Origin of the sequence: Sorangium sp. So ce1504, from assembly GCF_051521635.1 — a bacterium.
Lineage (GTDB): Bacteria > Myxococcota_A > Polyangia > Polyangiales > Polyangiaceae > Sorangium > Sorangium cellulosum_B.
In genome coordinates this window covers 10389776-10416338 of the sequence record NZ_CP150365.1, presented here as the reverse complement: position 1 = coordinate 10416338, position 26563 = coordinate 10389776, and the positions used below count along the sequence as shown (strand labels likewise).

The following is a 26563-nucleotide window of genomic DNA, read 5'->3' as shown; positions in this document are numbered from 1 at the left end:
AGGGACTGGTTACAGGCGCGCACACGGCGCAGCGGAGCGATGGGTCATGAGCAAGCGGACCAAATTCGTCTTCGTCACAGGCGGAGTCGTATCGTCGATCGGCAAGGGACTGGCTGCGGCCTCGATCGGGGCGCTGATGGAGTCCCGTGGGTTGAAGGTCACCCACCTCAAGCTGGACCCGTACATCAATGTCGATCCCGGCACGATGTCCCCCTACCAGCACGGCGAGGTCTTCGTCACAGACGATGGGGCGGAGACCGATCTCGATCTCGGGCACTACGAGCGCTTCACGCTCGCCCGGATGAGCCGCCAGAACAACTTCACCACCGGCCGCGTCTACGAGGCGGTCATTTCGAAGGAGCGCCGCGGCGAGTACCTCGGGGCGACGGTGCAGGTGATCCCGCACGTCACGGACGAGATCAAGCTGCGCATCCGTTCTGCTGCGGACGGGGCTGACGTCGCGATCGTCGAGGTCGGCGGTACCGTGGGTGACATCGAGTCGCTTCCGTTCATCGAGGCGATCCGCCAGCTCAAGGTGGAGTCGGGCGCGCAGAACGCGATCTCGGTGCACGTCACGCTGGTGCCGTTCATCGCGACGGCGGGCGAGCTGAAGACGAAGCCCACCCAGCACTCGGTGAAGGAGATGCGCGAGATCGGCATTCAGCCGGACATCCTCCTCTGCCGCTGCGATCGGCCGCTCCCGCGCAGCATGAAGGAGAAGATCTCCCTCTTCTCGAACGTCGCCGTCGACTGCGTGATCGCGGCCGTTGACGTCGACTGCATTTACGAGCTCCCCCTCGTGCTCCATGCCGAGGGGATCGACGAGAAGATCACGGAGCTGCTCAACATCTGGGCGAGGCAGCCGGACCTGTCGCCGTGGCAGCGCATCGTCGAGCGATTCAAGAAGCCGTCCCGCGGCATCGTGAAGATCGGCGTCGTAGGCAAGTACGTGCACCTGCGCGACTCCTACAAGTCGCTGCACGAGGCGCTCGTCCACGGCGGGCTCCACAACGACGTGCGGGTCGAGCTCGAGTACATCGACTCCGAGCAGATCGAGGCGCGCGGCGCGCCCGAGCTGCTGTCGAACCTGGACGCCATCCTCGTGCCCGGCGGCTTCGGCGATCGCGGGACCGAGGGGAAGATCGAAGCCATCCGCTACGCGCGTGAGGAGAAGATCCCGTTCTTCGGGATCTGTCTCGGCATGCAGCTCGCGGTCGTCGAGTACGCGCGCCACGTCTGCGGCATGACGGGAGCCAACTCCGTGGAGTTCGATCGCAACGCGGCCGACCCGGTGATCGATCTGATGCCCGACCAGAAGGGGGTCGTCGAGAAGGGCGGGACGATGCGCCTCGGCGCGTACCCGTGCGTCCTGGACAAGGGCTCGATCGCCGCGGAGGCGTACGGGCAGACGAGCATCAGCGAGCGGCACCGGCATCGGTACGAGGTGTCGAACAAGTACCGCGAGGCGATGGTGCAGAAGGGGCTCGTGCTCTCCGGGACGTCGCCCGACCAGCGCCTCGTCGAGATGATCGAGCTGCGTGAGCACCCGTACTTCGTGGGCTGTCAGTTCCATCCCGAGTTCAAGAGCCGCCCCCATAGCGCGCACCCGCTCTTCGCGCGCTTCGTGCGCGCCGGTCTGGAGCGCCAACGCGAGCGCAACAAGGCCGAGAAGCCGAAGCCCGGCGATTCTGCCGCCGCCCACACCCAGCAAGCTGCCTCGTCCGTCAACTAGAGCGGGGTGCACGGGTTCGTGCGCTACGGGCTCAGTCGCTAGGCGGGCGAGTGAGGCGTACGAAGCTACGCCGCAGCGAGCCGAACGACGCGGATGAGCGCGCAGCGCACGAAGATGCGCCTGCGCTCTAGCGGCCGGCGCCAGAGCTCACGAGGGTCTCTGGCCGCCGCATCGACGGCGAGACGGGCGGCGCTGCGATGGTCGTCGAGGGATTTGTCGCGAGCTCTTGCGGACGAAGGCGGCCCTGCAGCCTCCGTCCGCAGATCATCGATGACGAACGCCGCGCGCGATCAGACGTCGCCGAGGCTCGGCCGGCCCAGCGGCGGGGCGTCAAGGGGCTCGGCGTTTGCTGCCTGAGGGGCGAGGAGCGGCGAACGCTCACCGACCTCCTTGATCAGGTTCCGCTGCAGCACGTGCGCCGGCGCGGTCCTGAGCTCCCAGATCAGGCCGAGCTTCTCCATCGCGCGCAGGACGTAGAAGCTGACGTCGATCTCCCACCAGAAGAAGCCCTGGTTCGCGCTGCTCATGTAGTGGTGGTGGTTGTTGTGCCAGCCCTCGCCGAGGGTGATCAGCGCGAGCCAGAAGTTGTTGCGGCTCGTGTCGGTCGTTGCGTAGCGCCGCGAGCCAAACACGTGTGCGAGGGAGTTGATCGTGAACGTGCCGTGCATGAGCGCGCACGTCGACACGACATAGCCCCACAGGAACGCGTCGTAGCCGCCCACCGCGAAGAGCAGCGCCATCATGCCGAGCGGCCCGACCACGTGGTAGCGGTCCAGCCAGCGGAGCTCAGGGAAACCCGCGAAGTCAGGGATGCGCTTCAGGTCGAGCTCCTCGTGCTCGCGGCCGAGCCACCAACCCATGTGCGCGTACCAGAACCCCCTGCGGAGCGGGCTGTGGACGTCGCGCTCGGTGTCCGAGTACTTGTGGTGGACGCGGTGCGTCCCCCCCCACCACAGCGGGCCCTTCTGGGTCGCCGTGGTGCCGAGCAGCGCAAGCAGGAATTGCAGGCCGCGGCTCGTCTTGTAGCTACGGTGCGAGAAGTACCGGTGGTAGACCGCCGTGATCGCGAACATCCGGACGACGTACGTGGCCGCGGCGAGCGCCGCGAGCTTCCACGTGGCACCTCGGAGGATGGCGACCACGGTGCCCACGTGGATCGCAGTGATCCCCAGCACGTTGAAGATCTGGCCGAGGCTGGGGCCAGGTTTCGGTACGACGACTCGTGTAGGGCTCGATGCAGGCGCTTGCGTCATGGGTTCCAAAGTGGATGGAGCATCGAGCACGCGCGTCACTGGGGCTCACGACGCTGGTCATGATTCCGTCATGCGATGCGGCAGCCGGCTCGCCGACGGATCGGCGCAGGGCGTCGACGAGCGCGCGATCTCAGGGGCGCAGGGAGAGGACGTCGATGGCTGGCCCGGCGGAGACCCGGATCTTGCTCGCTCGGAGGGGATCGCCGTCGAGGATGTAGGGGCCGTCGCCGAGCGAGGTCGCGCGGGCCTCGGCGCCGAACCGGACCGTGAAATCTTGGACGAGGTCGTCGAAGTGGTCCTTGCCGCCGATCCGGCGGCCCGCGAGGACGAGCGGAGCGCGCGGCCCGAGCTCTCGAGGGGGCAGGGCGCTGGCGACGAGGTGAGGGCGATCGAGATCCTCCCCTGCCCGGTAGGTGACCAGCATGTGGATCCCGAGGTCACGCACTGCAGACGAGCAGATGAGCGACCAGGCGCGTGGGGCGAGCTGCCGCCCCTCCACCTCGATCGTGCAGGGCAGCGGGTCGAGGACGCGGCGCGCGTAGGCGCCGCCGTAGAAGGACTCGATGAACACCCGCGCCACGATGCGCGCAGCGGCGCCGTAGCCGTCGCCTCCGCGCTCGTAGTAGACATCGAAGAAGCTGGCCACGAGCCCGGTGCCGAAGATGAAGCCGATGCGCTCCTCGACGCCGCTGCGGGTCGTCGCGCGCACGCGCAGGGTGGGCCGGCGGACGGCGCCATGGATGGCCGCGCCGCTCGGGAGGCCACGAACCTCGCTGACCGTCCGCGCGAGGAGCACAGCCGGATCGCCGGTCATGCCCCAGTTCCGCGCGACGGTCGCCACGGTGCCGCCTGGCAGCAGGACAAGCGGCGGCAGCGAGCGATCGCCGAAGGCGCGCGCGAGGGCCGTGACGCCGGCCATGAAGCTGCCGTCGCCGCCCGAGAGCGCGACGAGATCCGTGCCTCGCCGGGCGAGTCGCTCGCAGACCTCCGCGAGCTCCCCGACGTTCGAGGTCGGGTGGAGCTCCGCCGCGCCAGCGCACGCGGCCGCCATGCGGTCGATGAGCGACGGCCTCGCCCGGTACCGGCGCGCCGTGGTGTTGACGATGACGTCGATACGCATGGTGCCGGAACGTGACCGCCCTATAAAACGGATTCCCCGGGTGGTCGAGCCGAAGGGGCTTCGAACGTGAACTTCGGCGCGGTAAGAGGCGCGTCATGCGCCGCGTGCTCTCCCGGTCGATCCTCGCCGGCCTCCTCTCGTTCGCCGCCGTCACCGGCTGCGCGAGCTCGGCCTCCCTACGCGCAGCCGAGGCGGGCAGGTTCGACGAGCTGCGCCGCACGTTGAGCGACGAGCTCCGCCGCGGCACGCTGGACAGCGACGACGCACGAGCGATCGCCCGCGCGGTCGCGCAGGGGGAGATCGCGCGCGCGACGCCGCCATCGGGGGCCGATCGGCTGCGCGAGCTCCGGACGTGCGCGCGCGCGCTGGAGGACGCGCTCGCCGAGCGCGCCGCGGGCTCGGACGCGATCGCCACCGCCGCGGCGATGATCCTCCTCGAGGCGGGGCTCACCGACCCGGAGAGCGTGAAGCGGTACGCAAGCGACGCGGCGGCGGGGCGATACCCCGGCAAGGACACGGCGCTCCGCGCGCTGGAGACGCGGGCGCTCATCACAGCCGAGGACGGCGCGATGCGCCGCTCGCGGATGCTCGACGGAGATCAGGAGGTTCGCGTCTCGGCGCTTCGCGCCGCCGTCGCCGCGGCGGACCCGAGCGATCGGGAAGCGCTTCTCGAGGCGGCGCGGCTCGATCCTTACCCGCTCGCGCGGACGCTGGCGATCCGCGCCGCCGGGGCGCTCGGCGGTCAGGACCTCGTGCTGGCGCTGCGCGATGTCTGGACCCTCTCGGATGAACCCGGGCGCGAGGCGATCGCCGAAGCGTGGGCGACGCCGCGCGCGCTGGACGGCGGCGGACGCGCGCAGCTGCGCTGGGCGATCTCCACCCAGCGCGGCGCGCCCGCGATCGCCGCAGCGCGCGCGCTGGTCCGCGCGGGAGGCGAGGGCGCCGGCGAAGCGGTCTCCGTCCTCATCGGCTCCATCCGCTCCAGCCAGAGCCGGGATCGCGTCTACGCCATCCTCTCCGCGCCGCTCCAGGACCCGGCGGTGCGATCTGCGCTCATCGAGGCGCAGGGCGATCCGGATGAGGCCGTGGTCTTCGCCGTCCATAGCCGCCACGTCGACGCCGCGCCGCGGGACGTCGCGGCGCGCGAGCGCTCCGCGGCCGTCGCTTGGCTGATGAAGCTCGCCGCGGGGACGTCGACGCGCGCGGTGCTCGCGCGGGGAGTCCTCGCACGTGCGGGAATCCGCGCGGTCGTGCCGCTGCTGGAGCGCGACGTCCGATCCCGCGAGATCCCGGTGCGCGAGGCGGCGGGGGCGGGCTTGGTCGCGCTCGGCGAGATCCCGCGCGCCGCATCGCTCCTCGCCGACGCCGAGCCCCAGGTCAGGACCTCGGTGGCCTGCGCCATCCTCGAGGCGTTCTGAGCGTTGCCGAGGCGGCGCCCGAGGTGGTCCGGTCGCTCAGAACCTGGAGACGAGCTCGAGACGCGCCCCCTCGAACGGTGGGAAGTTCCGGCACACGCCCGAAACGCAACGTAGCCCCGCGCGCCGCTGCCCGACGAAGAGCTGCACCGTGTCGACGACCTGGTCGAGCGCTGTCTCCCTCGACCCGGCTTTCCACTGAAGTCCCCCGTTGAAGTAATGGCAGAGCTCGCTGCCCTTGCCCGGCGCACACCCAAGCGCGTTCGTGTACTCGTAGCCAAAGATCGCAGCGAGATGGGGCGACCACTGGAGCGCGACGTAGTTGTCCCCTTCGACCCAGGACGATTCGAAATTCTCTGGCCTGTAGCGCCGGCGGCTGTTGCCCTGTGCCTGGAGGGAGAACGCGCCGGCGAGGTGCTTCACGATGTCGTACCGGACGTAACCTTCGCTGTAGAAGACGTCGCCGGTGTCGGCCGCATCGGATTGCCGAACTCCAGCCCAGGCGCGCACGTGCGAGCGGCGGCCATCGAAGTCGATCTCGGTGCCTGCCGCGGTATCCCAGGTATCGGTCCGATTGATATCCGCCGTGTCGCAGTCGATGTTGTCCCGGCGTTCCGAGAAGCTCACATAGCGCCCGAGCCAGGCGTAAATGGCCGCGCTCCGGTTGAAGCGGTAGTCCACGCGGGCGCGACCGCCGGTCACGCAGACATTGGGGCTCCCGATCGGCTCGACGTAGATGGGCTCCGCCGTCGGAGGCTGATTGTACGCCACGCCTGCGAACTCCGGCGCATTGAACCCCGGGTTCGACAGCGGAGAGACGTCGATGTTGGCCGAGAGCGGGAAGAACCGCCGGTAGTGCTTCCCTTCGAGGGCGACGGCGAGCGGACCTCCGCGCCCGTTCGCCGCCAGATAGATCGCGTAGCCGGATATGTCCTTCTCCGGGTTTCCATCCCGGTCGGGGCGACCGCTGCGGAGCTGCTGACCGGCCACCTCGACGTAGACGTCCCCGCGCTCCGCGATGGACGGAATGCTCACCGAGCCGCTGAAGGTGCGGATCGTGTTGCGCTGCCGTTCGGGGGCGTTGTTGACGAACTCCGGGAACTCACCAGCGCACAGGCGTTCCTGCTCCCTGCGCGCATCGACGTCCTCAATGAGCTGAGCCGCGGCCATGCATCGGTTGAACTCCTCGGTGTGTGACGTGCGCAGCAGCAGCGCGCCGTTTGCTGCGAGCTCGACGCCCTTCACACCCGCCTCCAGGCGTCCGCCGAACACGGTGTCCTCCAGGTAGTTCGGCCGGGCCCCCTCGACCGCATCGTAAGGCCGGTTGCTTTGGTTGAAGTCGATTGTGGCCAGGTCGCTCGCGCCAGGGAAGGCGAAGAAGAGCGGCGACCCGTCCCCGTGGAGCCGCCTGCCGCTCGCGTCGTCGACGCGCAGGGGGTTCATCTGTCCGGCGAAGGCGGTGGCCTCCAGCCTGAACAGCTGGAAATCCTTGTCGAGCACGAGCCTGCCGCCCCTCACGGTCGTGTCGATGGCCAGCTCGTCCATCTTCCGCACGCTGAAGACGAGGCCGCGTCCGAGCTGTGCGTAGAAGTCGCCGACCGTGGCCTCGATGCCCGGCTGCGTGTAGGTGAGCCAGAGCTTCGCCGGGTAGACCGTCGTCAAATACCGGGAGTGGAGCTCCCGCGCGGCGTCGTCCAGCTTGAACGAGACCTCTTTGTTCAGGACCTTCCGCTGCAGATCGATGTCGGTCGCCGAGGGCCTGGGCACGTAGAAGGAGCCGTTGAGCCGCATACCGAGCTGCAGGCGCCACCAGTTGAGCTGGGCGTCGAGCCGATCGACGATCTCTCCATAGTTGTCGTCGAGATAGCGCGAAGGATAGCGGCCATCGTCGTTGCGATTGTCGAAGTGGTAGCTGATGGCCGTGGTGTTCACGACATCGAGCGAGATCGGTTCGCCGCCGACGTTCGGGAGATCGACCGCCGCCGCCGGCGAGGCCGCGAGGAGGAGCGTCGCTGTCAGGCAGGAACGGACGAGGCGGAGCGGGCTGCGCACCGCCCGATCTCTACCATGGACCTCGCCGCCGTGGAGCGAGCGAGCCGTCGATCGCGCCGAGAAGGCGCGCCGGACGGCCGCCCCGGCGCTATAGGCCAAGCGCCTTCTCGACCTGCTCGGTGAGCGCCGCCTCGTCGCCGGGCTGGTACCCGCCGCGCTTGTGAAGAATTGAGCCGTCTCGGCCGATGAGCACGGAGAACGGAAGCTCGCGCTTCGGATTGTACCGGGCGGCCACGGTCGTCTCCTCGTCGAGGAGCACAGGGAAGATCATCTCCCTGTCGTGGACCGTGCTGCTCACCTGCGCCCGCGACTCCGGTCCGTCGAGCGACACGGCGAGTACGACGAACCCCTTATCCCTGTGCTTCTTGTAGAGCTCGACGAGGTGGGGCATCTCCGCCAGGCACGGATCGCAGGTGGTCGACCAGAAGTCGATGAGCACCACGCTCTTGCCGGCATAGTCCGAGAGCCTGACCGTCTTGCCGTCGAGGGCGGGGAGCGAGAAGTCCGGGGCCGGGCTCGCCGATGAGCCGCCTGAGGCCGCTCCGCACGAGGCGGCGGCGAGGCCGAGGACAATGAACGCCAGCGAGAGCGCGCAGCGGGTTTTTCGGTTCATTGGGTTTCCGTCGCGAAGGGGCCGGCCTGAGCGGCCGATCGGCATGAGGGCTCAACGTCGCGGGCGCCCCTCTGCGGCGCCCTGGCAGATTCTCCCTACACGCGCGCGCCGACCGGTGGTTCGACGACGCGCCCACGGCGAAGCTCGTTCAGAGCTCGCCGTTCATGATCTTCTCAAAGGTTCGCCAGAAATTGCTGTTTTCCTCGGGCACGCCAGCGACGATCTCCATGATCGTCATGTCCTGCGTCCTGACGATCATGTTCGCCGGGAACGCGTCGGCCTGGAAAAGCGCGCCGAGCTTGTACGAAGGGTCGATCGCCGACGGGTACTGCACGTCGTACCGGGTCGTCCAGCGGTACAGGTCGTTCGGGACCGCCGCCTCGCCCGGGGTCCTTCCGTCTGCGAGCTGAACAAGGAACTCGCCGCCCTGGGGTTGATACTTCTTGTAGAGCTCGGGCAGGACGGACTCTGCCTCGATTTTGCAGGGGCCGCACCATACGGACGAGACGTCGATCAGCAGCACCTTCGGCTTCGGCTCTCCCGCGCCGTAAAGCGAGCCTTCCGGAAAGACCTCCGTCCCGGTCGGGTTATAGAAATCGGCGAGCTGAATCGGCTGCATCGTGTCGTTGTGTTCGGCGGCGTTGGCGTACCCGACGAACTGATAGTTCGCGATCACCCGGTGGAGGCTCACCCCATACGGCCCAGCCGGATATCGAGCGTTCGCAGCTTGACCCGTCCCCTCGGGAAAGGGAGGCGCAGGAATGGGATCCTCTTCTGCGCAGCCGACGAGCCCTAGAGCCGCCACGACGAAAAGGCCCATCCCACCGAGAACCGCGTCGATTCGCATGATGCCACCGCCTGAAGTATGGTGTAGGAGTGCTCATTCTTCTGGGCGGCACGGGGGGCGTCAAGGGCAACCTTGGCGTCGCCGCTTCGCTCGGGAGCGCGTTTCCGCAATCTCCGGCCAGGCCCGCCGTGCCTGCCCCGATCCGCGGGTGTTTCCCGCGCTGAGGTCCTATGCAGCAGGTTGTCGCTTCTCACAGCGCCCGTCGGCCCCGTCTCCGTAGTATCCACGCCTTCCTGATGCTGTGCTGCCTGGCGAGCGGGGCGGCCATCGCGAGCGGCGCATGCTCGTCGGGCACGCCACAGGACAAATGCTTCGGGGGGGTCATCGTCGACGGCGTCTGCGAGGGCAAATGCCAGCCGGAGCTCTGCCTGGAGGGCAACACCTGCGTCGGCAACCGCTGCGTGCTCAGGTGCAGCAGCCACCGCGAATGTATTCCAGGCATCCAGGACTGTGCGCCGGCCGCGGAGGACGACACGAAGGCCGAGATCCTGGTCTGCACGCAGAAGGAGAAGATGGTGGGCTTCGGTGCGCCCTGTCCATTCGGCACCGAGTGCGGCCAGTTCGGGCGCTGCCCCGACGAGACGCCGTGCGACCCGAGCCAATGCAACGGGAACCCAGGCGACTGCCAGCGCGACACGGAGCGGTGCGGCGACGACCCCGCCTGCTCCGCCGGCAAGTGCAGCGACGGCAGCGCCTGCGTCGTCCCGGCCTGCTCTCCCGACCAGTGCACCTCGCTCGGCCTGGAGTGCCTTGGCAAGGGGCAGGGCGACGCCGAGGCCTACTGCACGATGCCGCACTGCATGGGCGATGCGGACTGCCCCGGCGGCTTCGAGTGCGCCGTGTCCCGCGATCCTCACGCGATCTGCGGCACGGACAAGGGGGATGACGGCTTCTGCGGTGAGACCGACGAGGAGTGCATCGACCCGTCCACGTTCGGGGACGGCAACACCTATGTCGAGGGCCCGGTGTGCCTGCTGCGCAGCACCTGCGTCAAGCGCACCCAGTGCGCGCCGTGCAGCACCGATTTCGACTGCTCGTTCGCCGCAGAGCAGCGCTGCGTCGCGATCGACGGCGAGCGCCGGTGCGCCAGGTCCTGCAGCGCGGACTCCGACTGCGACCTGGACTACCGGTGCGACGAGGGCGCGTGCATCCCGCGGTTCGGCGCCTGCACCGGCAAGGGCAACTTCTGCGAGCCGTGCCGCAACGACACCGACTGCGGCGACGCGGACTCCACGATGGAGTGCACCACCACGCTGCGCGGCGAGCGGGCGTGCCTGGACGCGGCGCTCCCCATCCGGTGCACCGCGGAGAACGCGGCTGAGGTCTGCCCGAAGTCGCCCAGCGGGCTCGTCGGCGCGTGCGTGTGCGTCGAGCAGAACTCGAGCGGGGACTGTGTAGACTCGCGGTGCTACCTGCCGTCGCGCCAGCTCGATCGCGGCGACCCCGATTCCAGCGTCGCTACCTGCTGGTAACGGCGCCGGCCGGGCGCAGGAACGGCCTTTGTCGCGCCGCGCCCGGCCAGGCCAGAGCGAGCGCCCTCGGCGACGCCGCGCTCGCCGGTTGACGGGAATCCCGAGCAGTCCTAACTCCTTCGCCCCATGCCCATCACGAAGGACGCCGCGCTCGCCGCGCTGGCAAAGGTCATCGCGCCGGACCTCCAGCGCCCCATCACCGATCTCGGTCGCGTCCGGGAGCTCTCGGTCGAGGGCGAGGCCGTCTCGCTCACCGTCGAGCTGACCAGCTACTTCAAGCAGCGGCTCGCGGCGGACATCGAGGCGGCTCTGAAGGGCGCCGGCGCGAAGGGCGTCCGGATCGCGTGGGACGTCGGCATCCCCGCGCGCACCATCCTTCAGGACGACCCGTCCCCGGGCGTGCGGAACATCGTCCTCGTGATGAGCGGCAAGGGCGGCGTCGGCAAGAGCACGGTCGCCGCGAACCTCACCCTGGCGCTCAGCCGCGAGGGGGCCAAGGTCGGCCTCCTCGACGCGGACATGTACGGGCCGAGCGTCCCGACCATGCTCGGCGTGATGGGCCGCCCGACGTCGGCCGATGGGCAGAAGTTTCTGCCGCTCGAGCGCTTCGGCGTGAAGCTCATGTCGATCGGCTTCCTGCTGGAAGATCCGAGATCGGCGGTCGTCTGGCGCGGGCCGATGCTCCAGAACGCCCTGATCCAGTTCATGCGCGACGTGGAATGGGGTGAGCTCGACTACCTCGTGCTTGATCTTCCGCCCGGTACCGGCGACATCGCGCTGACGATTTCCCAGAAGATGAGGACCACGGGCGCGATCGTCGTGACAACGCCGCAGGAGGTGGCCCTCCAGGACGTGTACAAATCGGTCTCGATGGCCCAGAAAGTCGGGATCGCCCTGCTCGGCGTGGTCGAGAACGAGAGCTACTTCGTGTGCGACGGGTGCAGCAAGCGGCACGAGCTCTTCGGGGCCGGCGGCGGGCAGAAGATCGCGGAGTTCGCGGAGGCGCCGTTGCTCGGCCAGATCCCGATGGATCCGGCCATCCGGGAGTGGGGCGACGCCGGCACGCCGGTCGTACAGGCTGCCCCGAGCAGCCCGATTGCGCGCGCTTTCGTGGATGTGGCGGAGCGGCTGGCCGGCCAGATCAGCGCCCACAACCTCGCGAGCGGGGGCGGCCTCCGCATCGATCGGAGCGGGGGGACCAACAAGCACCTGCCCATCATGCGGTAGGCTCTCGCGTAAACGTCCCGGATACGATATGGTTCCGGCCCCTTCCCCCATTCAACCGAGGGGGCCGCTGGAGAGAACGCGAGCACGTTTCGCCCCCATCGGCATGCGTTGTCGCGCGAGGCGCGGATGAATACCCACGAAAATACCACCACGCCGGCGGACGCGCCGGGAGCTCCGGCCGACCAGGGCGGCCCGCTCGAGTCGTCGAACGCTGCGCCCGAGCAAGCAGCCCAAGCCCATGAAGGGGGGTCCACCCCCCCAACCGAAGCGAGCCACGAGCCCGGCGGAGAAGCGTCGTCGCAGGCGAGCTCGGCCCAGTCCGAGGCGACACCGGCCGCGGCGGCGAGCGCCGCCCCGGCGCGTGATGCCGACGACGAGTGGGAAGAGCAGCCGGGCGACGACATCGGCAACCGCGTTCCAGGCCTGCCGCGGGATGATATCGGCAACCGCAAGCCGGGGTTCTCGCCCGGCAAACGGACCCCTCCGGCCGCCGCGAAGCCCGCGCCGGCCGCGAAGCCCGCGCCGGCCGGAGAGGCCGGTGCGGCCGCGCAGACCGAGGGTGGCGCTGGAAAGAAGCGCCGTCGCCGCCGTCGCCGCAAGGGCGCGGAGGAGGCCGGCCAGCCCGAGGGCGAGGCAGCTGAGGCGGCCGAGGCCAGCGGCGCGGAGGCGGCCGACGCGGCAGAAGAAGATGAGGGCGCGGAGGAGCAGGCGGCCGACGAGGCGGGCGGGCAGCCGCAGCCCGGTGGCGAGAAGCGCAAGCGGCGCAAGGGGCAGGGCGCGCCGCCGCCGCGCGAGCGCCCGGCCTTCAGCATCGGCGAGGAAGTGTTCGGCAGGGTCAGCAAGACCACCGACCATGCCATCTGGATCGACATCGCCGGGAAGGCGACGGGGCTGTTCGACCGTCGCGAGATCCTCGAGGAAGAGCCGCCCGTCGAGGGAGATCAGTTCATCGCGACGGTGGCGAGCACCGGCGTGCGCGGAGGCATGCTCCTCCTGTCGAGGGCGCCGGTGCAGCTCGATCAGGCGCGCGCGCGCGCCGAGGCTGCGCTCCAGAGCGGCGAGTCGATCGAGGGGTTCGTGACCGGGGCGGTGAAGGGCGGGCTCGAGGTCGACCTCGGCGGCCTCCGCGCCTTCGCGCCGGCGTCGCACGTCGATCTGCGCCACGGCGCCGACCTCAACTACCTCGTGGGCCAGCGGCTCGACTTCGGCGTGACCCAGTTCGCGAAGAAGGGGCGCGACATCGTCGTGTCCCGCCGCAAGATGCTCGAAGAGGAGAGCCGGAAGGCGCGCACCGAGGCGCTCACGTCGATCGAGCCCGGCTCGCTGCACAAGGGCATCGTGCGCAAGGTCGTCGCGTGGGGCGTGTTCGTCGCGCTCCCCGACGCCGGCGGCGTCGAGGGGCTGGTCCACATGAGCGAGGCGAGCCACGACCGCGGCGCCAAGCTGGCCGACCTGTTCAAGCCGGGCGCGGAGATCGACGTGAAGGTTCTCCGCGTCGACGACAAGGGCAAGCTCTGGCTGAGCCGCAAGGCCGCCACGGTCGACCCGTGGGACGCGGTGAAGGAGAAGTACGCGGTCGGCACGCGCCACAAGGGCAAGGTCGCTCGCCTGCAGCCGTTCGGCGCGTTCATCGAGCTCGAGCCGGGCATCGATGGGCTCATTCACACGGCCGACCTCTCGATGAAGCCGATCCAGCACCCGGACGAGGTCGTGAAGGTCGGTGACGACGTCGACGTTGTCGTCGCGACCTGCGACGCCGCGGGCCGGCGCATCGGGCTCCACCCTGCTCCGCCCGAGGGCGAGGAGAGCGAGCCGCGCCAGCGCGTTCAGCAGGGCAAGGCGGTGAAGGTGTCCGTCACGCAGGTGACCGAAGGGGGGCTCGTCGTCCGGGTGCTCGGCACCACGGGGCGAGCGGCTCGCGGCTTCATCCCGGCCGGCCACACCGGTACCCAGCGTGGCACCGACCTCCGGAAGGAGTTCCCCATCGGGACCCAGCTCGACGCGAAGGTCATCGAGGTGGATCCGCGCCGGGGCGAGGCCAAGCTGTCGATCCGCGCCCTCAAGGAGGACGCCGAGAAGCAGGCGTACCAGCAGTACCGCGCGGGGGTCGCGCGCGAGGCCAAGTTCGGCACGTTCGCCGACCTGATGAAGAAGAGCTGATCCCGGGGAGGCGCGCGCCGCCCGTGCGGCGGCGCCTCCGCCTCCCTCCTCCTCCAGCCACCGCCCGCGGTCCGGCGCGCTTCGCGCTACTCGCGCCCTAGCGCGTTCACGGGATCCATGCGCGCGGCCCGCCGCGCCGGGAAGAACCCGAAGACGATCCCGATCGCCGTGCTCACCCCGAGCGCGACCGCGAGCGCAGCCGGCTCGAGCCTCATCGGCCAGTCGAACGCGCGCGAGAACCCGAGGATGACGCCGTACCCGAGCGCGCTGCCGACGATGCCGCCCAGCGTGGCGAGCACGAGCGCCTCGAGCAGGAACTGCAGCAGGATGTCGATCTCCCGGGCGCCGATGGCCATCCGGATGCCGATCTCCCGGGTGCGCTCGGTGACGCTGACCAGCATGATGTTCATGACGCCGATGCCGCCCACGACGAGCGACACCGCCGCGATGCTGACGAGCAACGCCGAGAGCGCCGCGAAGATCGCGTCCTGCATGGCCTGGAACTCCGCCTGGCTCCGGACGGCGAAATCGTCCTCGTCGTTCTCGCCGATGCGGTGCCGCTGGCGGAGGATCGCCTCGGCCTGCTGCCTGGCGCGCTCCGACGTCTCGGCCGACGTCGAGCTCAGCAAGATGGCATGAACCTCCCCGGGTCGCGTGGCGATGACGTGCGACCGCATCGTGGTGATGGGCATCAGCACGATCTCGTCCTGGCTCTGCCCGAAGGGCGACGCTCCCTTCTCCTCCAGCACGCCGAGCACGCGGTACATCTGGCGGCCGATCCGCACCATCCGGCCGACCGGATCGAGCGATCCGAACAGATCGCGCGCGGTCTGAGCCCCGATCACGACGACCTTCTCGGAGAGGTTCTCCGAGGCGGGGCTCCACGGCTCTCCCTGCGCGACCTTCCAGCTCCGGATCTCGAAGTAGTTCAGGCGCGTCCCGACGAGCGTCGGGCTCGCGTTCTGGCCCTCGTGGATGACCTGGGCGCTCGACCTGAGGAACGGCGCCACGAGCCGGATGCTCGTCGACTCGCGCGCGAGCGCCTGGCCGTCGAGCTCCGAGAGCTTGGCGCCCGCGGTGCTGCGGACGCCCGAGGCGCGGGCGGATCGGGCGAAGACGATGAGCGAGTTGGAGCCGAGGTTCGAGATCTGCGCGTTGACGTTGGCGCGCGCGCCGCTCGCCAGCGCCGTGACGGTGACGACGGCCGCGACGCCGATCGTGATCCCCAGGATCGTGAGCCCGGCGCGGAGCTTGTTCCGGCGGACGGCGCGCAGCGCGATCACGACCGCCGAGAACACCCGGGTGAGCGTGGCGCTCATTCGTGCCTCAGGGCGGCGATGGGATCCTGACGGGCCGCGCGGCGGGCCGGGAAGAACCCGAAGACGATCCCGATCGTCGCGCTCGTCCCCACCGCGACGACGACCGCGCTGGCCGGCAACGTCATGTTCCAGCCGAGCGTGGCGGCGAGGGCCTTGATGACGCCGAGCCCCGCGCCGAGCCCGAGCACGCCCCCGATGAGCGACAGGGTGATGGCCTCGACAAGGAACTGGACGAGGATGTCTCCCTCGGAGGCGCCGATCGCCATGCGGATGCCGATCTCGCGCGTCCGCTCGGTGACGCTGACCAGCATGATGTTCATGACGCCGATCCCGCCGACGAGGAGCGACACCGCGGCGATCGAGGACAGGAGCATCGTCAAGGTGTCCAGGATCCGCTCCTGGGACGCGCGGAACTCCGCCTGCGTGCGGATCACGAAATTCGGCTCGTCGTCCGGCGCGATCTCGTGGCGCTGCCGGAGGATCCTGTCGATCTGCTCCACCGCGCGATCGACGGTCCGCTCGCTCGTGGCGGCGGCGACGAGCATCTGCACCCTGCCCGGCGCGCTCGGCACGATCCGCGACCGGAAGCTGCCGATCGGCATGAGCAGCCGGTCATCCTGGTCCTCGCCGAAGGGCGATTGCCCCTTCTTCGCGAGCACCCCGATCACCCGGAACGGGTGCTTGCCGATCCGGATGTACCGGCCCACGGCCTCGCCCGAGCCGAACAGGTTCTCCCGGACGGTCTCGCCGATCAGGCAGACCTTCGCCTTGAGCTGCTCGTCGGCCTCGGTCCAGCCCTCGCCCATCCCGACGCTGTACGAGAGGATCGAGAGGTAGCTCCGGGTCACGCCCATGACCTGGGTCGCGACGTTGGCCTCTCCGGCCACGACCTGCGTCGACGTCGAGCTGAACGGGCTCAGCGCGGCCACGCTCGTCGACTCCTTCAGGATCGCGATCCCGTCGGCCTCCGACATCCTCGCGTTCTCGCGGCGCTTCAGCCCCGACGCCTGCGTCGACTGCGGGAAGATGTAGATCGAGCTCGCCCCCATGCCCGAGATCTCGCCCAGGACGCGGTTGCGCACGCCCGTCCCGAGCGCCACGACGATCACCACGGCCGAGACCCCGATCAGGATGCCGAGCACCGTCAGGGCGGCGCGGAGCTTCGACCGGACGATGGCGCGCAGCGCGATCCGGACGGCGGCTAAGTAGCCGCTCATGGCGATAGCTCGTCGCTCTCCGCCGCGGAGAGCGGCAGCGCGGCCAGCGCCGCGGCCGCGTCGACGGGGCGATCGTTCCTGAGATCGCTGCGGATCTCGCCGTCGCGCATCGTGATCACGCGGCTCGCGCAGGCGGCGATGTCCGGCTCGTGCGTCACGAGGACGATCGTGATCCCGTCCCGGTTGAGCCGCTGCAGCAGCCCGAGCACCTCGTAGCTCGTGCGTGTGTCGAGGTTGCCCGTGGGCTCGTCGGCGAGGAGCAGCGGCGGCGAGGTGACGAGCGCCCGCGCGATGGCGACGCGCTGTTGCTGTCCGCCCGAGAGCTGGTTCGGCGTGTGGTGCAGGCGCTCGGCCAGCCCCACCGCGCCGAGCGCCTCGAGCGCCCGCTTGCGCCGCTCCGCCGCGCCGACGCCCCGGTAGACCAGCGGCAGCTCGACGTTCTCGAGCGCCGTGGTGCGCGGCAGCAGGTTGAAGCCCTGGAAGACGAACCCGATAAGGCGGTTCCTGACGATCGCGCGCGCGTCGTTGCTGCGCCGGGTGACGTCGAGACCGTCGAGCCGGTACGTGCCATGCGTCGGCCGGTCCAGGCACCCGATGATGTTCATCAGGGTGCTCTTGCCCGAGCCGCTCTGCCCGACGATCGCGACGAAATCGCCGTGCTGGATGGTCAGATCCACGTGCCGGAGCGCCCTTACGATGACGGCCTCGGTCGTGTAGTCCTTGCCGACGCTCGAGAGCTCGATGAGCGGCTCGTCTCGGGGCGCCGCGGCGACGCCTTGGCTCTGGGGCAGCATCACGCCTAGAACAGCCGAGGGCCGCGCCCCCTGCCGCCCGCTGACGGATCGTCGTTCTCGTCGGTGACGACCTTGAGCGGGCCGAGATCGGACCCGAGCGCGGTGAAGATGCCGTCGGTGATCCCGACGTCGACGACGCGCGGCTCGATCTTCTCCGCGCCGGGCGTCGCGTCGGTCAGCACGTAGATTCGGCCCTTCTTCGGCGGGAGCGGATCGAGGGGCGGCGCCTTGATCTCCTTGCCGTCCTTGTCCCGCGCCGGGGCGGGCTTGAACCGGAGCGCCGCGTTCGGCAGCCGCCGCACCCCCCTGGCCTCGGCGGACCGGACGCTCACCGTCGCCGTCATCCCCGGCCGGAGCTTGACGTCGGGGTTGTCGACCTCGACGACCGCCGCGTACGTCACGACGCCGGACTGGCTCAACGGGCTGTAGCGCACCTGGCTCACCGTCCCTCGGAACGTCTCGCCCGGGAACGCATCGACGCTCACGTCCGCCGTCATGCCCTCGCGGAGCCGCCCGACGTCCGCCTCGTCGATGTCGGCGAGCACGCGCATCTTGCGAAGATCCTGGGCGATCACGAAGAGGGTGGGCGCCTGGAAGCTCGCCGCCACCGTCTGCCCGGGGTCGATCGCGCGGCTGATGACGACCCCGTCGATGGGCGAGAAGATGCGCGTGTACTGGAGGTTGGTCGTGGAGGAGCGGAGCACCGCCCTGAGCTGCGCCACCTGCGCCTTCGAGGCCGCGAGGTCGGCGAGCGCGACGTCGTAGGCGCCCTGCGCCGTGTCCAGATCGGCCTGCGAGCCGACCCCCTCCGCGACCATCTTCCTCGCGCGCTCGAGCCGCTGCTTGGCGGTCCCCAGCGACGCCTCCGAGCGCACGACGCTCGCGTTGGCCGCCGCGATCTGCGCCTGGTTCGAGTCGATCTGCGCCCCGAAGAGCGTCGGATCGATCTCGGCCAGCACGTCGCCGGCCTTCACGATGCTGTTGAAGTCCACGTAGACCTTGGTGATTCGCCCCGAGACCTGGGCGCCGATCTGCACCTCGGTGAGCGGCTTGACCTGACCCGTCGACTGGACCACTTCGAGCACGTCGCCCGTGGTGATGTCGCCCGTGACGTAGCGCGGCGGCGGCGGGGGCCTCGTCCGGATCCTCCAGACGACGAGCCCCGCGACGAGCGCTGCGATCGTCGCGAGGACGCCGAGGCGAGCGAGCCAGCGCTTCGTGCCTACCCGGGAGAGCTCCTGCTCCAGGCTCTCTCCCCCGCGTCGAGGACGCGGTCCGCCCTCGCGCAGGCCCCGGGCTGCCGCGCCGCCGGGGGGCGCCGGCGCGGTCGAGGCCGGTCGCGTCTCGCCCGGCGCCGCCTCTCCGGGACGGAGGCGCTCCGTTTCCGTGGTGGCCTGCGCAGCAGGGGGCGACGCGTCGAGGGGGTCGCGACCGGTCGCCCGAGCCATGGTGTCGGCCATCGGACGTCCTCATAGCATGCTGCCGCGCAAGCGCGCCTCGCTTGAAACCGCGGAACCGCCGTGGCAGACCAACCGCCGCCCATGGAGTCGCTGCCCATCGCAACGGATACGGTCGTCACGCTGTCCTACGTCCTCTTCAACGAAAGCGGAGAGACGGTGGATGAGGCATCGACCGCAGAGCCGCTCGTCTACACGCACGGCTACGCTCAGATCGTGCCTGGGCTGGAGCGCGCGCTGGAAGGTCTGCGCGCCGGTGAGCAGCGCGAGATCACCGTCGAGCCGGAAGATGCGTTCGGCGAGCGCGATGACGCCGGCGTCTTCGAGGTGGACAAGGCGGATTTCCCCGATGGGGGCGCTGTCGAGGTCGGCGACGAATTCGTCGCCCAGGGCCCGGACGGTTCGCCGATCGCGCTCCGGGTCATCGAGATCCTCCCCGAGGGCTTCCGGGTGGATACGAATCACCCTCTGGCAGGCCAGAAGGTGCGCTTTCAGGTTCAGGTCAAGGACGTGCGCGCCGCCAGCGAGGAGGAGATCGCGCAGGCTCAGGCCGAGCTGGAGGAGCGCATCGAGGACTCCGAGGGCGAGGGCTGCTGCGGTCACGACCACGACCACGACCACGACCACGATCACAGCCACCATCACGAGCACGGCGATGGTGGGGTGCTCGTGACGCTCTCGAAGAAGTCGTCATAAGCCCACCGCGAACGGGTGGGTTGTCCGAGGAGATCACATCATGACCGTAGGTGAGAAGGGCAAGCTGACGGAGCTGCAGCTCGATCGCCGGGTGCGCGAGCGCCTCCTGGCGAGCGGGACGCTCAGCGCGGGGACCATCGAGGCGCACCTCGCGGGCTTGCAGGACCTGGAGGAGCACGCCGAGGGGATCGCCGTCGACCAGCCGGCGCTCGGCGCGTCAGCGCAGGGGTCGCGGATCGAGCCCGACCTCGACGACGAAGGGGCAGAGTGAGCGACGCGAAGAATCGGGAAGAGCTCCCTCCGCCAGGGAGCCCCCCGGAGCTGCCGACGCTCGACTTCTCGACCTTCGTGCTGTCGATCATCGGCTCCGCGTACGTGCACCTCGGCGACGCGCCCAGCCCCGACGGCAGGGAAGAGCAGAACCTGATCCTCGCGCATCAGGACATCGATTTGCTGTCGCTCCTCCAGGAGAAGACGAAGGGGAACCTCTCGGGCGACGAGGAGAGGTTGCTCGAGCAGGCGCTCTACGATCTGCGGATGCGCTACCTCGAGGTCTCGAAACGATCGTGACCGTTGGCGCCAGGGCTCTCTTGGGGGTCCTCCTCGCCTCGCTGGTCGCCTCGTGCAGCAAGGCCTCTCCGGGCCACTCTTCCAGCGCAAGCAGCTCCACCGTCCCCTCGGGCGCCGTGCCGGTGGCGACCGCGCCGCTGCCTCCGTCCGCGCCGCCTCCTCCTCCGATCGTCCGCTCCGAGGGCATGCCCGGCTCCTTCGCGCCGCTCGCGCGCAGGGCCGATCCAGCGGTCGCGACGGTCAAGGCGCGCGTCGAGCGGCAGCAGCAACCGGGCGGCCGCCGCCGTACGGTCGCCGAGGGGCTCGGGACCGCCTTCGTCTATGATCCAGAGGGCTTCCTGCTGACGAACAACCACGTGATCGAGGGCGCGACCGACATCCTCGTGAGCTTCGTCGACGGCCGCGACATCAAGGCGACCGTCATCGGCCGCGACAAACACACGGACGTCGCCGTGCTGAAGGTCGAGGAGAGGGGGCTCCCGTCGCTCCCCCTGGGCGACTCGGATACCATCGAGGTCGGCGACTGGGTGGTCGCGATCGGCAACCCCTTCGGCCTCTCCCACACGGTCTCGGCGGGCATCCTCTCCGCCAAGGGCCGCACCCGGGACGACGTGAAGGGGCTCGACCCGAGCGGCTACTTCAACTTCCTCCAGACGGACGCGAGCATCAACCCCGGCAACTCCGGCGGCCCGCTCCTGAACCTCAAGGGCGAGGTGGTCGGCATCAACGCGGCCGTGCGCGCCAACGCGAACAACATCGGGTTTGCGATCCCGATCAACATGGTCCGGCAGCTGCTCCCGATGCTGCTGCGCGACGGCAAGATCCGGCGGAGCCAGGTCGGGGTGATCGTCGACGTCCTCAACTCGATCGAGGCGGGGCGGCTCAAGCGCCCCGATCGAAAGGGGGCGTGGGTGAAGACCGTGGTGGCGGGGGGACCCGCGGACCGGGCCGGCATCGCGCCGGACGATGTGATCATCGGCTTCGAAGGAAAGACGATTTCCGACCCGAACGAGCTCCGGTGGATGGCGAGCATCGCCGGGGTGAACAAGGTCGTTACGCTCCGCGTCGCGCGGCTGGAGCGGGTCTTCGATGTCCGCCTCACGCTGGGCGAGCTGCCCGAGCTCAGCGACGAGGCCGATGAGCCGTGAGCCGAACGGCCGCTGTCCGCCGCCCGGCACGTCCGCCGGCTGCCGCGCGCCGTGCGTGGCCGCCTGCTCCGCGACCTCCCTCGTCCCCCAGCCTCCTCAGGTAAGCTGACCCCGTGGCCATTGCACCTTCTCACCCGGACGAGCTCGAGCCGGTCGCACCTCCCGGTGATCCCGGCGAGGGCGATGCGGAAGGCGACGACCTGTCCGCGGAGGGCGACCACCCCGAAACGAAGCAGTTCCACCCGCGCCTGAATAGCGCTCCCGCCCGTGCGTCCAATCGCGAGGCGAGACGGCGGGAAGCGGAGGAAGATCGTGAGCTCATCGAGCGAGCGCAGAAGGGGGACCAGGCGGCTTTCCGCTCGCTCGTGGAACGGCACCAGCGCAGGGCGTTCGCGATCGCGATGGGGCTCGTCCGCGACGAGAACGACGCGCGCGAGCTCGTGCAGGACGCCTTCCTCCGGGTCTACAAGGGCCTCGGCTCCTTTCAGGGGGGCTCCTCGTTCTTCACCTGGCTCTACAGGATCGTCACGAACCTGGCGATCGACCTCATGCGGAAGCCGGGACGCCGCGACCTCGAGCTCCAGGAGAACCAGGCGGCGGACGAGCAGTCCGACTTCCCGCTCGTCGCTCGGATCGACGGCGCGGACCCCCTCAACGTCGTCCGGCGCCGGGAGATCGCCGGGCGCATCCAGGCCGCGCTCGACGCGCTGCCGCCCTACCACCGAGGCGTGATCCTGATGCGGGAGGTGGAGGGCATGTCGTACGAGGAGATGGCTCAGGCCATGGGGGTCTCGAAGGGGACGATCATGAGCCGCCTGTTCCACGCCCGTCAGAAGCTTCAGCGCGCCCTCGCCGACTGTTACGCGGAGGAAGAGGGCAAGGCCCCAGCAGAGGACCCGGAGGAGATCGCGTGAGCACCGCCAACAGCAGCAAGGCGAATCACGGGGAAGCGAGCGCCCCGCCGACGGATCTGGAGCTGATGCTCTATGCCGACGGTGAGCTCGATGAGGCTCGCCACCGGCAGGTGGAGGAGTACGTGCTCCACGACCCGCGCTGCCGGGCGAAGGTCGCAGCGCTCGTCACCGCGGCCGACATGGTCCGGGACAGCGCGCTGGCCTCCAGCGCGGCTGACGGCATCGCCGATGGGGTGATGGCGAAGATCCTCGAAGGGCAGGCGGGCGCCGCGCGGGCCGACGGGGGCGGCGCCGCGCGGCCGCTCGCGGCGCCGCCGTCGGGCGAGCCGCCCCGCGCTCGGGCGCGGCTCCAGGGATCGCCGGCGAACGACAACGCGCGCGGGATCTTCGCGCTGACGGCGCTCGCCGTGGCGGCGGCCGCCGCCTTGATGGTCTGGGGCAAGATGGGCGTGGAGACGCCCACCGCGGAGCTGACGACGTCGGCGCCCTCCGCGTTGCTCGCCCCGCCGCCCGAGGCGCCCTCCGCGTTGCTCGCGGCGCCGGCGAAGGAGCCGGACGCCGCACCGAGCTTCGAGGGGGAGGTCGAGCCCGGCGTCGAGATCGCCGCGGTCGACTTCGGGGCACGCATGGGCACCATCTTTTACGTCCCGCAGGAGGCCGTGGCTTCAGGCCCGACGACCACGGTGGTCTGGCTCTCCGATGACGGTCCGGGAGGACAGTGATGAGATTTCTTGCGAGTGCGATCACCGCGACCATGGTCCTGGCGCTCGGCGTGAGCCCTTCCCCTGCCGTCGCGCAAGAGCAGGCGCCGGCCCCCCCGCAAGCGGCGCCGTCGGACGCCGAGGTCACGTCCGAGATCGTGATCCTCCACGCGACGAACGATGGGAAAGGCATCGACCCGAAGATCGGCAAGATGCCCGAGCTCGGGAAGCCGCCGTTCTCGGCGTACAACAGCTACAAGCTCCTCGAACGGCTGAAGGTCACCCTGCAGAAGGGGAAGCCGACCACGACGAAGCTGCCGAACGGCAGCGTCCTCATGGTGTCGCTGAAGGACGTGGTCGCCGCGAAGAAGAAGGACGAGCCGAGGCGCTTCGTCGTCAGCGCGAGCATCCAGAAGCCAGGTGGCACCACGTTCCTGCCCCTGCTCGAGGTGAACGCCAAGGCCGGCGAGAGCTTCTTCGTCGCGGGTCAGCAGCACATGGGCGGCGTGCTCGTGCTGGGCATCAAGGTCGCGCCCTGAGTCGAGGGGAGCTCGCCCCTGCTCAGCGGCGGGCCGAGGACGGCAGCGCGATCGGCAGATCCAGAGAGAAGACCGTCCCGCGCGGGGCGCGCGCATCCGCGCGGATGCTGCCGCCGTGCGAGGCAACGATGTTCCTTACGATGCTCAGGCCGAGCCCGGTGCCGGTTCCGTCGGTCTTCGTCGTGAAGAAGGGGTCGAAGATCCTCGGCAGGTGCTCGGGCTCGATCCCGTGCCCGTCGTCGCGGATCGTCACCGTGATGTAGCCGTCCTCCGGCGACATCGCGGTGGAGATGCCGAGGCAGCCGCCGCGCTCGTTCATCGCGTGCGCGGCGTTCGTGAACAGGTTCACGAACACCTGCGTCAGCGGATCAATGACGCCGCAAACCGGAGGGATCTCGTCGAAGCGCCGCTCGACGGTGACGCCCGTCTGGTCGAGGAGGTGCTCGCAGAAGACGAGCGCGCGCTCGATGATGTCGTGGAGCGAGACGGCGCCCGGCTTCTCCGTGGACGGCCGCGCGTAGGCCATCAGGTCGCGCGAGAACCGGCGGATTCGATCCGCCGCGTCGTTGATCCTCGCGAGCCGCTCGATGTCCGAGGGGTCGAAGCCGCCGCGCTCGCCCTTGCGGCGCAGGTACTCGGAGTAGGCGAGGATCGAGGTGAGCGGGTTGTTGAGCTCGTGCACGACGCCTGCGGCCATCTTCCCGAGCGAGGCCAGCTTCTCGGCCTGCATGACCTGAGCGCGCAGCGACTCGTGCGCGCGCGCCTCGCGGAGCGACGCACCCAGGGTGAGCACGAGCCGGTCGACCAGCGCCTCTACAGGCGCGCTGTCGAGGTACGCGGCGTCGTCGGCCGCGATGTGCATCGTCGAGCGACCTCCGGGCTCGATCGCCACGACGCGCTCGAAGGCGAACTCCGGGAGGAGCCGCGCCGGATCGTGGCCGTCGTCGCGGCGAGCGCGCGGCGAGACCCGGACGGCCACCTGCGCCCCCGTCGCGCCGGGGATGTAGATGCCGAGCCCGCAGGCCGTGAGCACCTTCGCGGCCGCGCCGAGCAGCGTCGATGCGCGCTGCTCGATGGAGGCCGACGGATCCAGCTCGCTCGACGCGATGAGCAGGCTGTCCACCCACTCGAGCGGGATGTCCCGGGTGAGGGGCTTCCGGAGCGTGACGGGAGCGTCGGACAATGGCTGCTCCCCCAGGCGCTCCGCGGTCTTTCCGCTCACCCGATCACCCTGTTCGGGTCGTCGCCGCTCGATCGGTCGAGATCGATGATCTTCGCGGCGCCGACATAGGATTTCGTCTCATAGCGGGTGATCTTGCCGATCTTGCGGACGATCTCCGCCATCCGCTCGGCTTCGCTGCGGATCGTGGTCGCGGCCCCCTTGATGGGGGACGCGTCGTCGATCCGGCGGCAGATCAGCTCGGCGTAGCCGAGCACGCTGGTGAGCGGCTGGTTCAGCTCGTGCGCGGCCGCGCCCGCGAGCTCGGCGATGATGGCCTGCTTCTCGCGAGCGCGGAGCTCCTCCTGCGCCTCGGTGAGGCGGGCCTCCATCCGCATCCGCTCCCGCAGGTCCGTGAAGATGCCGACGGAGCCGACCGGGACGCCGTTCTCGAAGATCAGCGCCGCGGAGAGGTGCACCGGGATCCGCGACCCGTCCCTGGCCAGGACCTCGGTCCGGTAGCCCTCGAGCCGGCCGGGACCGCCGTGCTCCTTCGCGTGGATGAGCCTCATGATGTGCTCGGCGTTGTGGTCGGGGTAGAGCGCGCGGGCGTTCATCACGCCGACGACCTCCTTCGCGTCATACCCGTAGATCCGCTCGGCGGCGCGGTTGAAGAGCAGGACGACGCCCTCCATGTTGGCCGAGACGATCGCGTCGACCGAGCTGTCGATGACGCGCTCCAGGAACTCCTTGGTCTTGGTGAGCTCCGCCTCGGTGGCGCGCTCCGTGGTGACGTCGCGGAAGCTGACCAGGACGGCGCCGCTCTCCTCGCGAAGGACGCTGCTGAAGCTGAAGCTCAGGATGAGCCGCTCGTGCTCGCCCCGCCGCACGGTGAAATCCACCATGTGCGGGAACGATCCCCTGGCGAAGCCGGCGCGGATCTCCTCGAGGAGAGGGTGCTCGCGCGCGTCGACGAGATCGGCCAGGTTCGCCCTCTCGAGGTCCTCCGCCGTGCGCCCGGTGATCGCCTGCGCGCGCGGGTTGGAGAAGAGGATGTGGCCGTCGGGATCGACGACGACGATGCCGTCCGCCGTCGAATAGAAGAAGTCGGCGTAGCGCTGGAGCGCCTTCAGCCGGCGCTCCGCCTCGAACCGCGCGAAGGTGCTCTGCTGCGTCTGGTCGCGGAGCGACTGCAGGATGCGCGCGTTGCGCAGGGCGATCGCGGTGGCGCTCGCGACCGTGCGGGCCAGCGAGAGCTCGTGCGCGTGGGGCGCCACCGGCTGCCGGCCGCGCAAGAAGAGCACGCCGAGCGGCTTGTCCTCGAACAAGATCGGCAGGAGCGCCAGCGAGCGGAACGCGTTCTCCGGGAGCTCCGCGCGCACGATGTCGAACAGCGGGTGCGCCTTCGCGTCGTCGATCACGAGCACGTCGCCCGTGCGCATGACGCGCTGGATCTCCGGGTACTTGCCGAGATCGATCGGCAGATCCCGCAGCTCCTTGTCGTCGCTCGCGGCGACCACGTAGCCGACGTCGCTCGCGTCGCGCACGAGGACGATGCTGCAGCGGTCGACGCGCGCCACCTCGGCGATGCGCCGCACGACCGTGAAGAGGATGTTCCGGAAGTCGAGCGTCGAGGAGAGCGCCTGCGTGAGCTCGAGGACCACCTTCGCGTCGTGCTCTTTGCGCGCGAGCGCGTCGACGTAGTCCCGGATCCGGAGCTGCCCGCGGATGCGCGCGATCAGCTCGGCAGGGCGGAACGGCTTGCGGATGAAATCGTCGGCGCCGAGCTCGAAGGCGCGGGCGACGTCCTCGTCCGCGTCGAGCGCGGTCAGCACGACGACGGGGACGTCCTGCGTCCGGGGGGCGTCCCGCACGGCGCTGAGGACCACGTAGCCGTCAGGGGGCGGCATCACGAGGTCGAGCAGCACGAGCGCGGGCACGCTCGCCTTGAGCCAGGCGAGCGCGTCCGCGCCCGAGGTGACCGCGACGGCCTCGATGCCCGCGTCGGCCAGCGCGTGCAGCAGCATCTGCCGGCTGACGGCGTCGTCGTCCACGACGAGCACGGGATCACGGCGAGGCACACGCCAAGCTTAGCGACTCCAGGCTGGAGCGATGAGAGAATTCCGGGTCTTGGCGCGGCGTTGCGCGCGGCGTTGCG

At 69.8% G+C, this 26563-nt stretch carries 23 protein-coding genes; 12 read left to right on the top strand and 11 right to left on the bottom strand.

All coding sequences use genetic code 11. The features are described from left to right. The first annotated feature begins 46 nt into the window (after window positions 1-46). Window positions 47-1732: a CTP synthase gene (locus WMF39_RS39160; protein WP_437545102.1), complete on the top strand. Its 1686-nt coding sequence runs from the start codon at window positions 47-49 to the stop codon at window positions 1730-1732. A 290-nt stretch (window positions 1733-2022) separates the two neighbouring features. On the opposite strand, the gene WMF39_RS39155 is transcribed toward WMF39_RS39160, so the two are convergent. After that, window positions 2023-2985 carry an acyl-CoA desaturase gene (locus WMF39_RS39155; protein ID WP_437741569.1) on the bottom strand — a complete coding sequence of 321 codons (963 nt, stop codon included), beginning with the start codon at window positions 2983-2985 and terminating at the stop codon, window positions 2023-2025. A gap of 130 nt (window positions 2986-3115) precedes the next feature. Then, complete coding sequence (locus tag WMF39_RS39150) at window positions 3116-4105, bottom strand: diacylglycerol/lipid kinase family protein (RefSeq protein WP_437741568.1); 990 nt, start codon at window positions 4103-4105, stop codon at window positions 3116-3118. Window positions 4106-4200: 95 nt separating this feature from the next. On the opposite strand from WMF39_RS39150, the gene WMF39_RS39145 reads away from it, so the two are divergent. After that, a complete protein-coding gene (locus tag WMF39_RS39145) occupies window positions 4201-5523 on the top strand; it encodes a hypothetical protein (protein WP_437741567.1) in 1323 nt (440 codons plus the stop codon). A gap of 36 nt (window positions 5524-5559) precedes the next feature. Here WMF39_RS39145 and WMF39_RS39140 read toward each other — a convergent pair whose 3' ends face one another. The 3 genes from WMF39_RS39140 to WMF39_RS39130 all read right to left on the bottom strand — a co-directional run bounded on the left by WMF39_RS39140 (window position 5560) and on the right by WMF39_RS39130 (window position 9032). Next, window positions 5560-7572, bottom strand: a complete 2013-nt coding sequence (locus WMF39_RS39140; protein WP_437741566.1) for a hypothetical protein — start codon at window positions 7570-7572, stop codon at window positions 5560-5562. 88 nt (window positions 7573-7660) lie between these two features. Further along, the gene (locus WMF39_RS39135; protein ID WP_437295034.1) at window positions 7661-8185 is read right to left on the bottom strand and encodes a TlpA disulfide reductase family protein; all 525 of its coding nucleotides are present in this window, start codon (window positions 8183-8185) and stop codon (window positions 7661-7663) included. A 148-nt stretch (window positions 8186-8333) separates the two neighbouring features. Beyond that, window positions 8334-9032, bottom strand: coding sequence for a TlpA disulfide reductase family protein (locus WMF39_RS39130; protein ID WP_437741565.1), 699 nt, complete (start codon window positions 9030-9032; stop codon window positions 8334-8336). A 236-nt stretch (window positions 9033-9268) separates the two neighbouring features. Between WMF39_RS39130 and WMF39_RS39125 the strand changes: the two genes are divergently transcribed. The 3 genes from WMF39_RS39125 to WMF39_RS39115 all read left to right on the top strand — a co-directional run bounded on the left by WMF39_RS39125 (window position 9269) and on the right by WMF39_RS39115 (window position 13891). Then, the gene (locus WMF39_RS39125; protein WP_437741564.1) at window positions 9269-10504 is read left to right on the top strand and encodes a hypothetical protein; all 1236 of its coding nucleotides are present in this window, start codon (window positions 9269-9271) and stop codon (window positions 10502-10504) included. A 126-nt stretch (window positions 10505-10630) separates the two neighbouring features. Next, entirely contained in the window at window positions 10631-11731 is a 1101-nt protein-coding gene (locus WMF39_RS39120; protein WP_437741563.1) for a P-loop NTPase, read from the top strand. A 126-nt stretch (window positions 11732-11857) separates the two neighbouring features. Continuing rightward, window positions 11858-13891 carry a S1 RNA-binding domain-containing protein gene (locus WMF39_RS39115; protein WP_437741562.1) on the top strand — a complete coding sequence of 678 codons (2034 nt, stop codon included), beginning with the start codon at window positions 11858-11860 and terminating at the stop codon, window positions 13889-13891. A gap of 86 nt (window positions 13892-13977) precedes the next feature. Here WMF39_RS39115 and WMF39_RS39110 read toward each other — a convergent pair whose 3' ends face one another. From WMF39_RS39110 to WMF39_RS39095, 4 genes are read right to left on the bottom strand one after another with little or no spacing between them, the layout of a single operon-like run. Then, window positions 13978-15210, bottom strand: a complete 1233-nt coding sequence (locus tag WMF39_RS39110) for an ABC transporter permease (RefSeq protein ID WP_437741561.1) — start codon at window positions 15208-15210, stop codon at window positions 13978-13980. Then, window positions 15207-16427 (bottom strand): ABC transporter permease, encoded by a 1221-nt coding sequence (locus WMF39_RS39105; protein ID WP_437741560.1) that lies wholly within the window; start codon window positions 16425-16427, stop codon window positions 15207-15209. The genes WMF39_RS39110 and WMF39_RS39105 overlap by 4 nt, the downstream gene beginning before the upstream one ends. Then, window positions 16424-17221: an ABC transporter ATP-binding protein gene (locus WMF39_RS39100; protein ID WP_437741559.1), complete on the bottom strand. Its 798-nt coding sequence runs from the start codon at window positions 17219-17221 to the stop codon at window positions 16424-16426. Before WMF39_RS39100 ends, WMF39_RS39105 begins: the two co-directional genes overlap by 4 nt. Window positions 17222-17226: 5 nt before the next feature. Further along, window positions 17227-18681 (bottom strand): efflux RND transporter periplasmic adaptor subunit, encoded by a 1455-nt coding sequence (locus tag WMF39_RS39095; protein ID WP_437741558.1) that lies wholly within the window; start codon window positions 18679-18681, stop codon window positions 17227-17229. A 60-nt stretch (window positions 18682-18741) separates the two neighbouring features. On the opposite strand from WMF39_RS39095, the gene WMF39_RS39090 reads away from it, so the two are divergent. From WMF39_RS39090 to WMF39_RS39060, 7 genes are all read left to right on the top strand, one after another. Beyond that, window positions 18742-19374, top strand: coding sequence for an FKBP-type peptidyl-prolyl cis-trans isomerase (locus WMF39_RS39090; protein WP_437741557.1), 633 nt, complete (start codon window positions 18742-18744; stop codon window positions 19372-19374). Window positions 19375-19414: 40 nt separating this feature from the next. Further along, window positions 19415-19645: a hypothetical protein gene (locus WMF39_RS39085; RefSeq protein WP_437741556.1), complete on the top strand. Its 231-nt coding sequence runs from the start codon at window positions 19415-19417 to the stop codon at window positions 19643-19645. After that, on the top strand, window positions 19642-19944 hold the full coding sequence (locus WMF39_RS39080; protein WP_012239831.1) for a DUF1844 domain-containing protein: 303 nt from the start codon (window positions 19642-19644) through the stop codon (window positions 19942-19944). Before WMF39_RS39085 ends, WMF39_RS39080 begins: the two co-directional genes overlap by 4 nt. Before the next feature lie 20 nt (window positions 19945-19964). Further along, window positions 19965-21092: a S1C family serine protease gene (locus tag WMF39_RS39075; RefSeq protein ID WP_437741555.1), complete on the top strand. Its 1128-nt coding sequence runs from the start codon at window positions 19965-19967 to the stop codon at window positions 21090-21092. Window positions 21093-21205: 113 nt separating this feature from the next. Continuing rightward, complete coding sequence (locus WMF39_RS39070) at window positions 21206-22006, top strand: sigma-70 family RNA polymerase sigma factor (RefSeq protein WP_437741554.1); 801 nt, start codon at window positions 21206-21208, stop codon at window positions 22004-22006. Then, the gene (locus WMF39_RS39065) at window positions 22003-22728 is read left to right on the top strand and encodes an anti-sigma factor family protein (protein ID WP_437741553.1); all 726 of its coding nucleotides are present in this window, start codon (window positions 22003-22005) and stop codon (window positions 22726-22728) included. The genes WMF39_RS39070 and WMF39_RS39065 overlap by 4 nt, the downstream gene beginning before the upstream one ends. After that, entirely contained in the window at window positions 22728-23246 is a 519-nt protein-coding gene (locus WMF39_RS39060; protein WP_437741552.1) for a hypothetical protein, read from the top strand. Before WMF39_RS39065 ends, WMF39_RS39060 begins: the two co-directional genes overlap by 1 nt. 22 nt (window positions 23247-23268) lie before the next feature. On the opposite strand, the gene WMF39_RS39055 is transcribed toward WMF39_RS39060, so the two are convergent. Further along, window positions 23269-24468 carry a sensor histidine kinase gene (locus tag WMF39_RS39055; protein WP_437741551.1) on the bottom strand — a complete coding sequence of 400 codons (1200 nt, stop codon included), beginning with the start codon at window positions 24466-24468 and terminating at the stop codon, window positions 23269-23271. After that, a complete protein-coding gene (locus tag WMF39_RS39050; RefSeq protein WP_437741550.1) occupies window positions 24465-26486 on the bottom strand; it encodes a PAS domain S-box protein in 2022 nt (673 codons plus the stop codon). Before WMF39_RS39050 ends, WMF39_RS39055 begins: the two co-directional genes overlap by 4 nt. Window positions 26487-26563: the final 77 nt, after the last annotated feature.

Excerpts from the sequence above, each read along its gene's own strand:
- WMF39_RS39160 (WP_437545102.1), top strand. The coding sequence starts at position 47 with ATGAGCAAGCGGACCAAATTCGTCTTCGTCACAGGCGGAGTCGTATCG.
- WMF39_RS39155 (WP_437741569.1), bottom strand. The coding sequence starts at position 2,985 with ATGACGCAAGCGCCTGCATCGAGCCCTACACGAGTCGTCGTACCGAAA.
- WMF39_RS39150 (WP_437741568.1), bottom strand. The coding sequence starts at position 4,105 with ATGCGTATCGACGTCATCGTCAACACCACGGCGCGCCGGTACCGGGCG.
- WMF39_RS39145 (WP_437741567.1), top strand. The coding sequence starts at position 4,201 with ATGCGCCGCGTGCTCTCCCGGTCGATCCTCGCCGGCCTCCTCTCGTTC.
- WMF39_RS39135 (WP_437295034.1), bottom strand. The coding sequence starts at position 8,185 with ATGAACCGAAAAACCCGCTGCGCGCTCTCGCTGGCGTTCATTGTCCTC.
- WMF39_RS39130 (WP_437741565.1), bottom strand. The coding sequence starts at position 9,032 with ATGCGAATCGACGCGGTTCTCGGTGGGATGGGCCTTTTCGTCGTGGCG.
- WMF39_RS39125 (WP_437741564.1), top strand. The coding sequence starts at position 9,269 with ATGCTGTGCTGCCTGGCGAGCGGGGCGGCCATCGCGAGCGGCGCATGC.
- WMF39_RS39120 (WP_437741563.1), top strand. The coding sequence starts at position 10,631 with ATGCCCATCACGAAGGACGCCGCGCTCGCCGCGCTGGCAAAGGTCATC.
- WMF39_RS39115 (WP_437741562.1), top strand. The coding sequence starts at position 11,858 with ATGAATACCCACGAAAATACCACCACGCCGGCGGACGCGCCGGGAGCT.
- WMF39_RS39110 (WP_437741561.1), bottom strand. The coding sequence starts at position 15,210 with ATGAGCGCCACGCTCACCCGGGTGTTCTCGGCGGTCGTGATCGCGCTG.
- WMF39_RS39105 (WP_437741560.1), bottom strand. The coding sequence starts at position 16,427 with ATGAGCGGCTACTTAGCCGCCGTCCGGATCGCGCTGCGCGCCATCGTC.
- WMF39_RS39100 (WP_437741559.1), bottom strand. The coding sequence starts at position 17,221 with ATGCTGCCCCAGAGCCAAGGCGTCGCCGCGGCGCCCCGAGACGAGCCG.
- WMF39_RS39095 (WP_437741558.1), bottom strand. The coding sequence starts at position 18,681 with ATGGCCGACACCATGGCTCGGGCGACCGGTCGCGACCCCCTCGACGCG.
- WMF39_RS39085 (WP_437741556.1), top strand. The coding sequence starts at position 19,415 with ATGACCGTAGGTGAGAAGGGCAAGCTGACGGAGCTGCAGCTCGATCGC.
- WMF39_RS39060 (WP_437741552.1), top strand. The coding sequence starts at position 22,728 with ATGAGATTTCTTGCGAGTGCGATCACCGCGACCATGGTCCTGGCGCTC.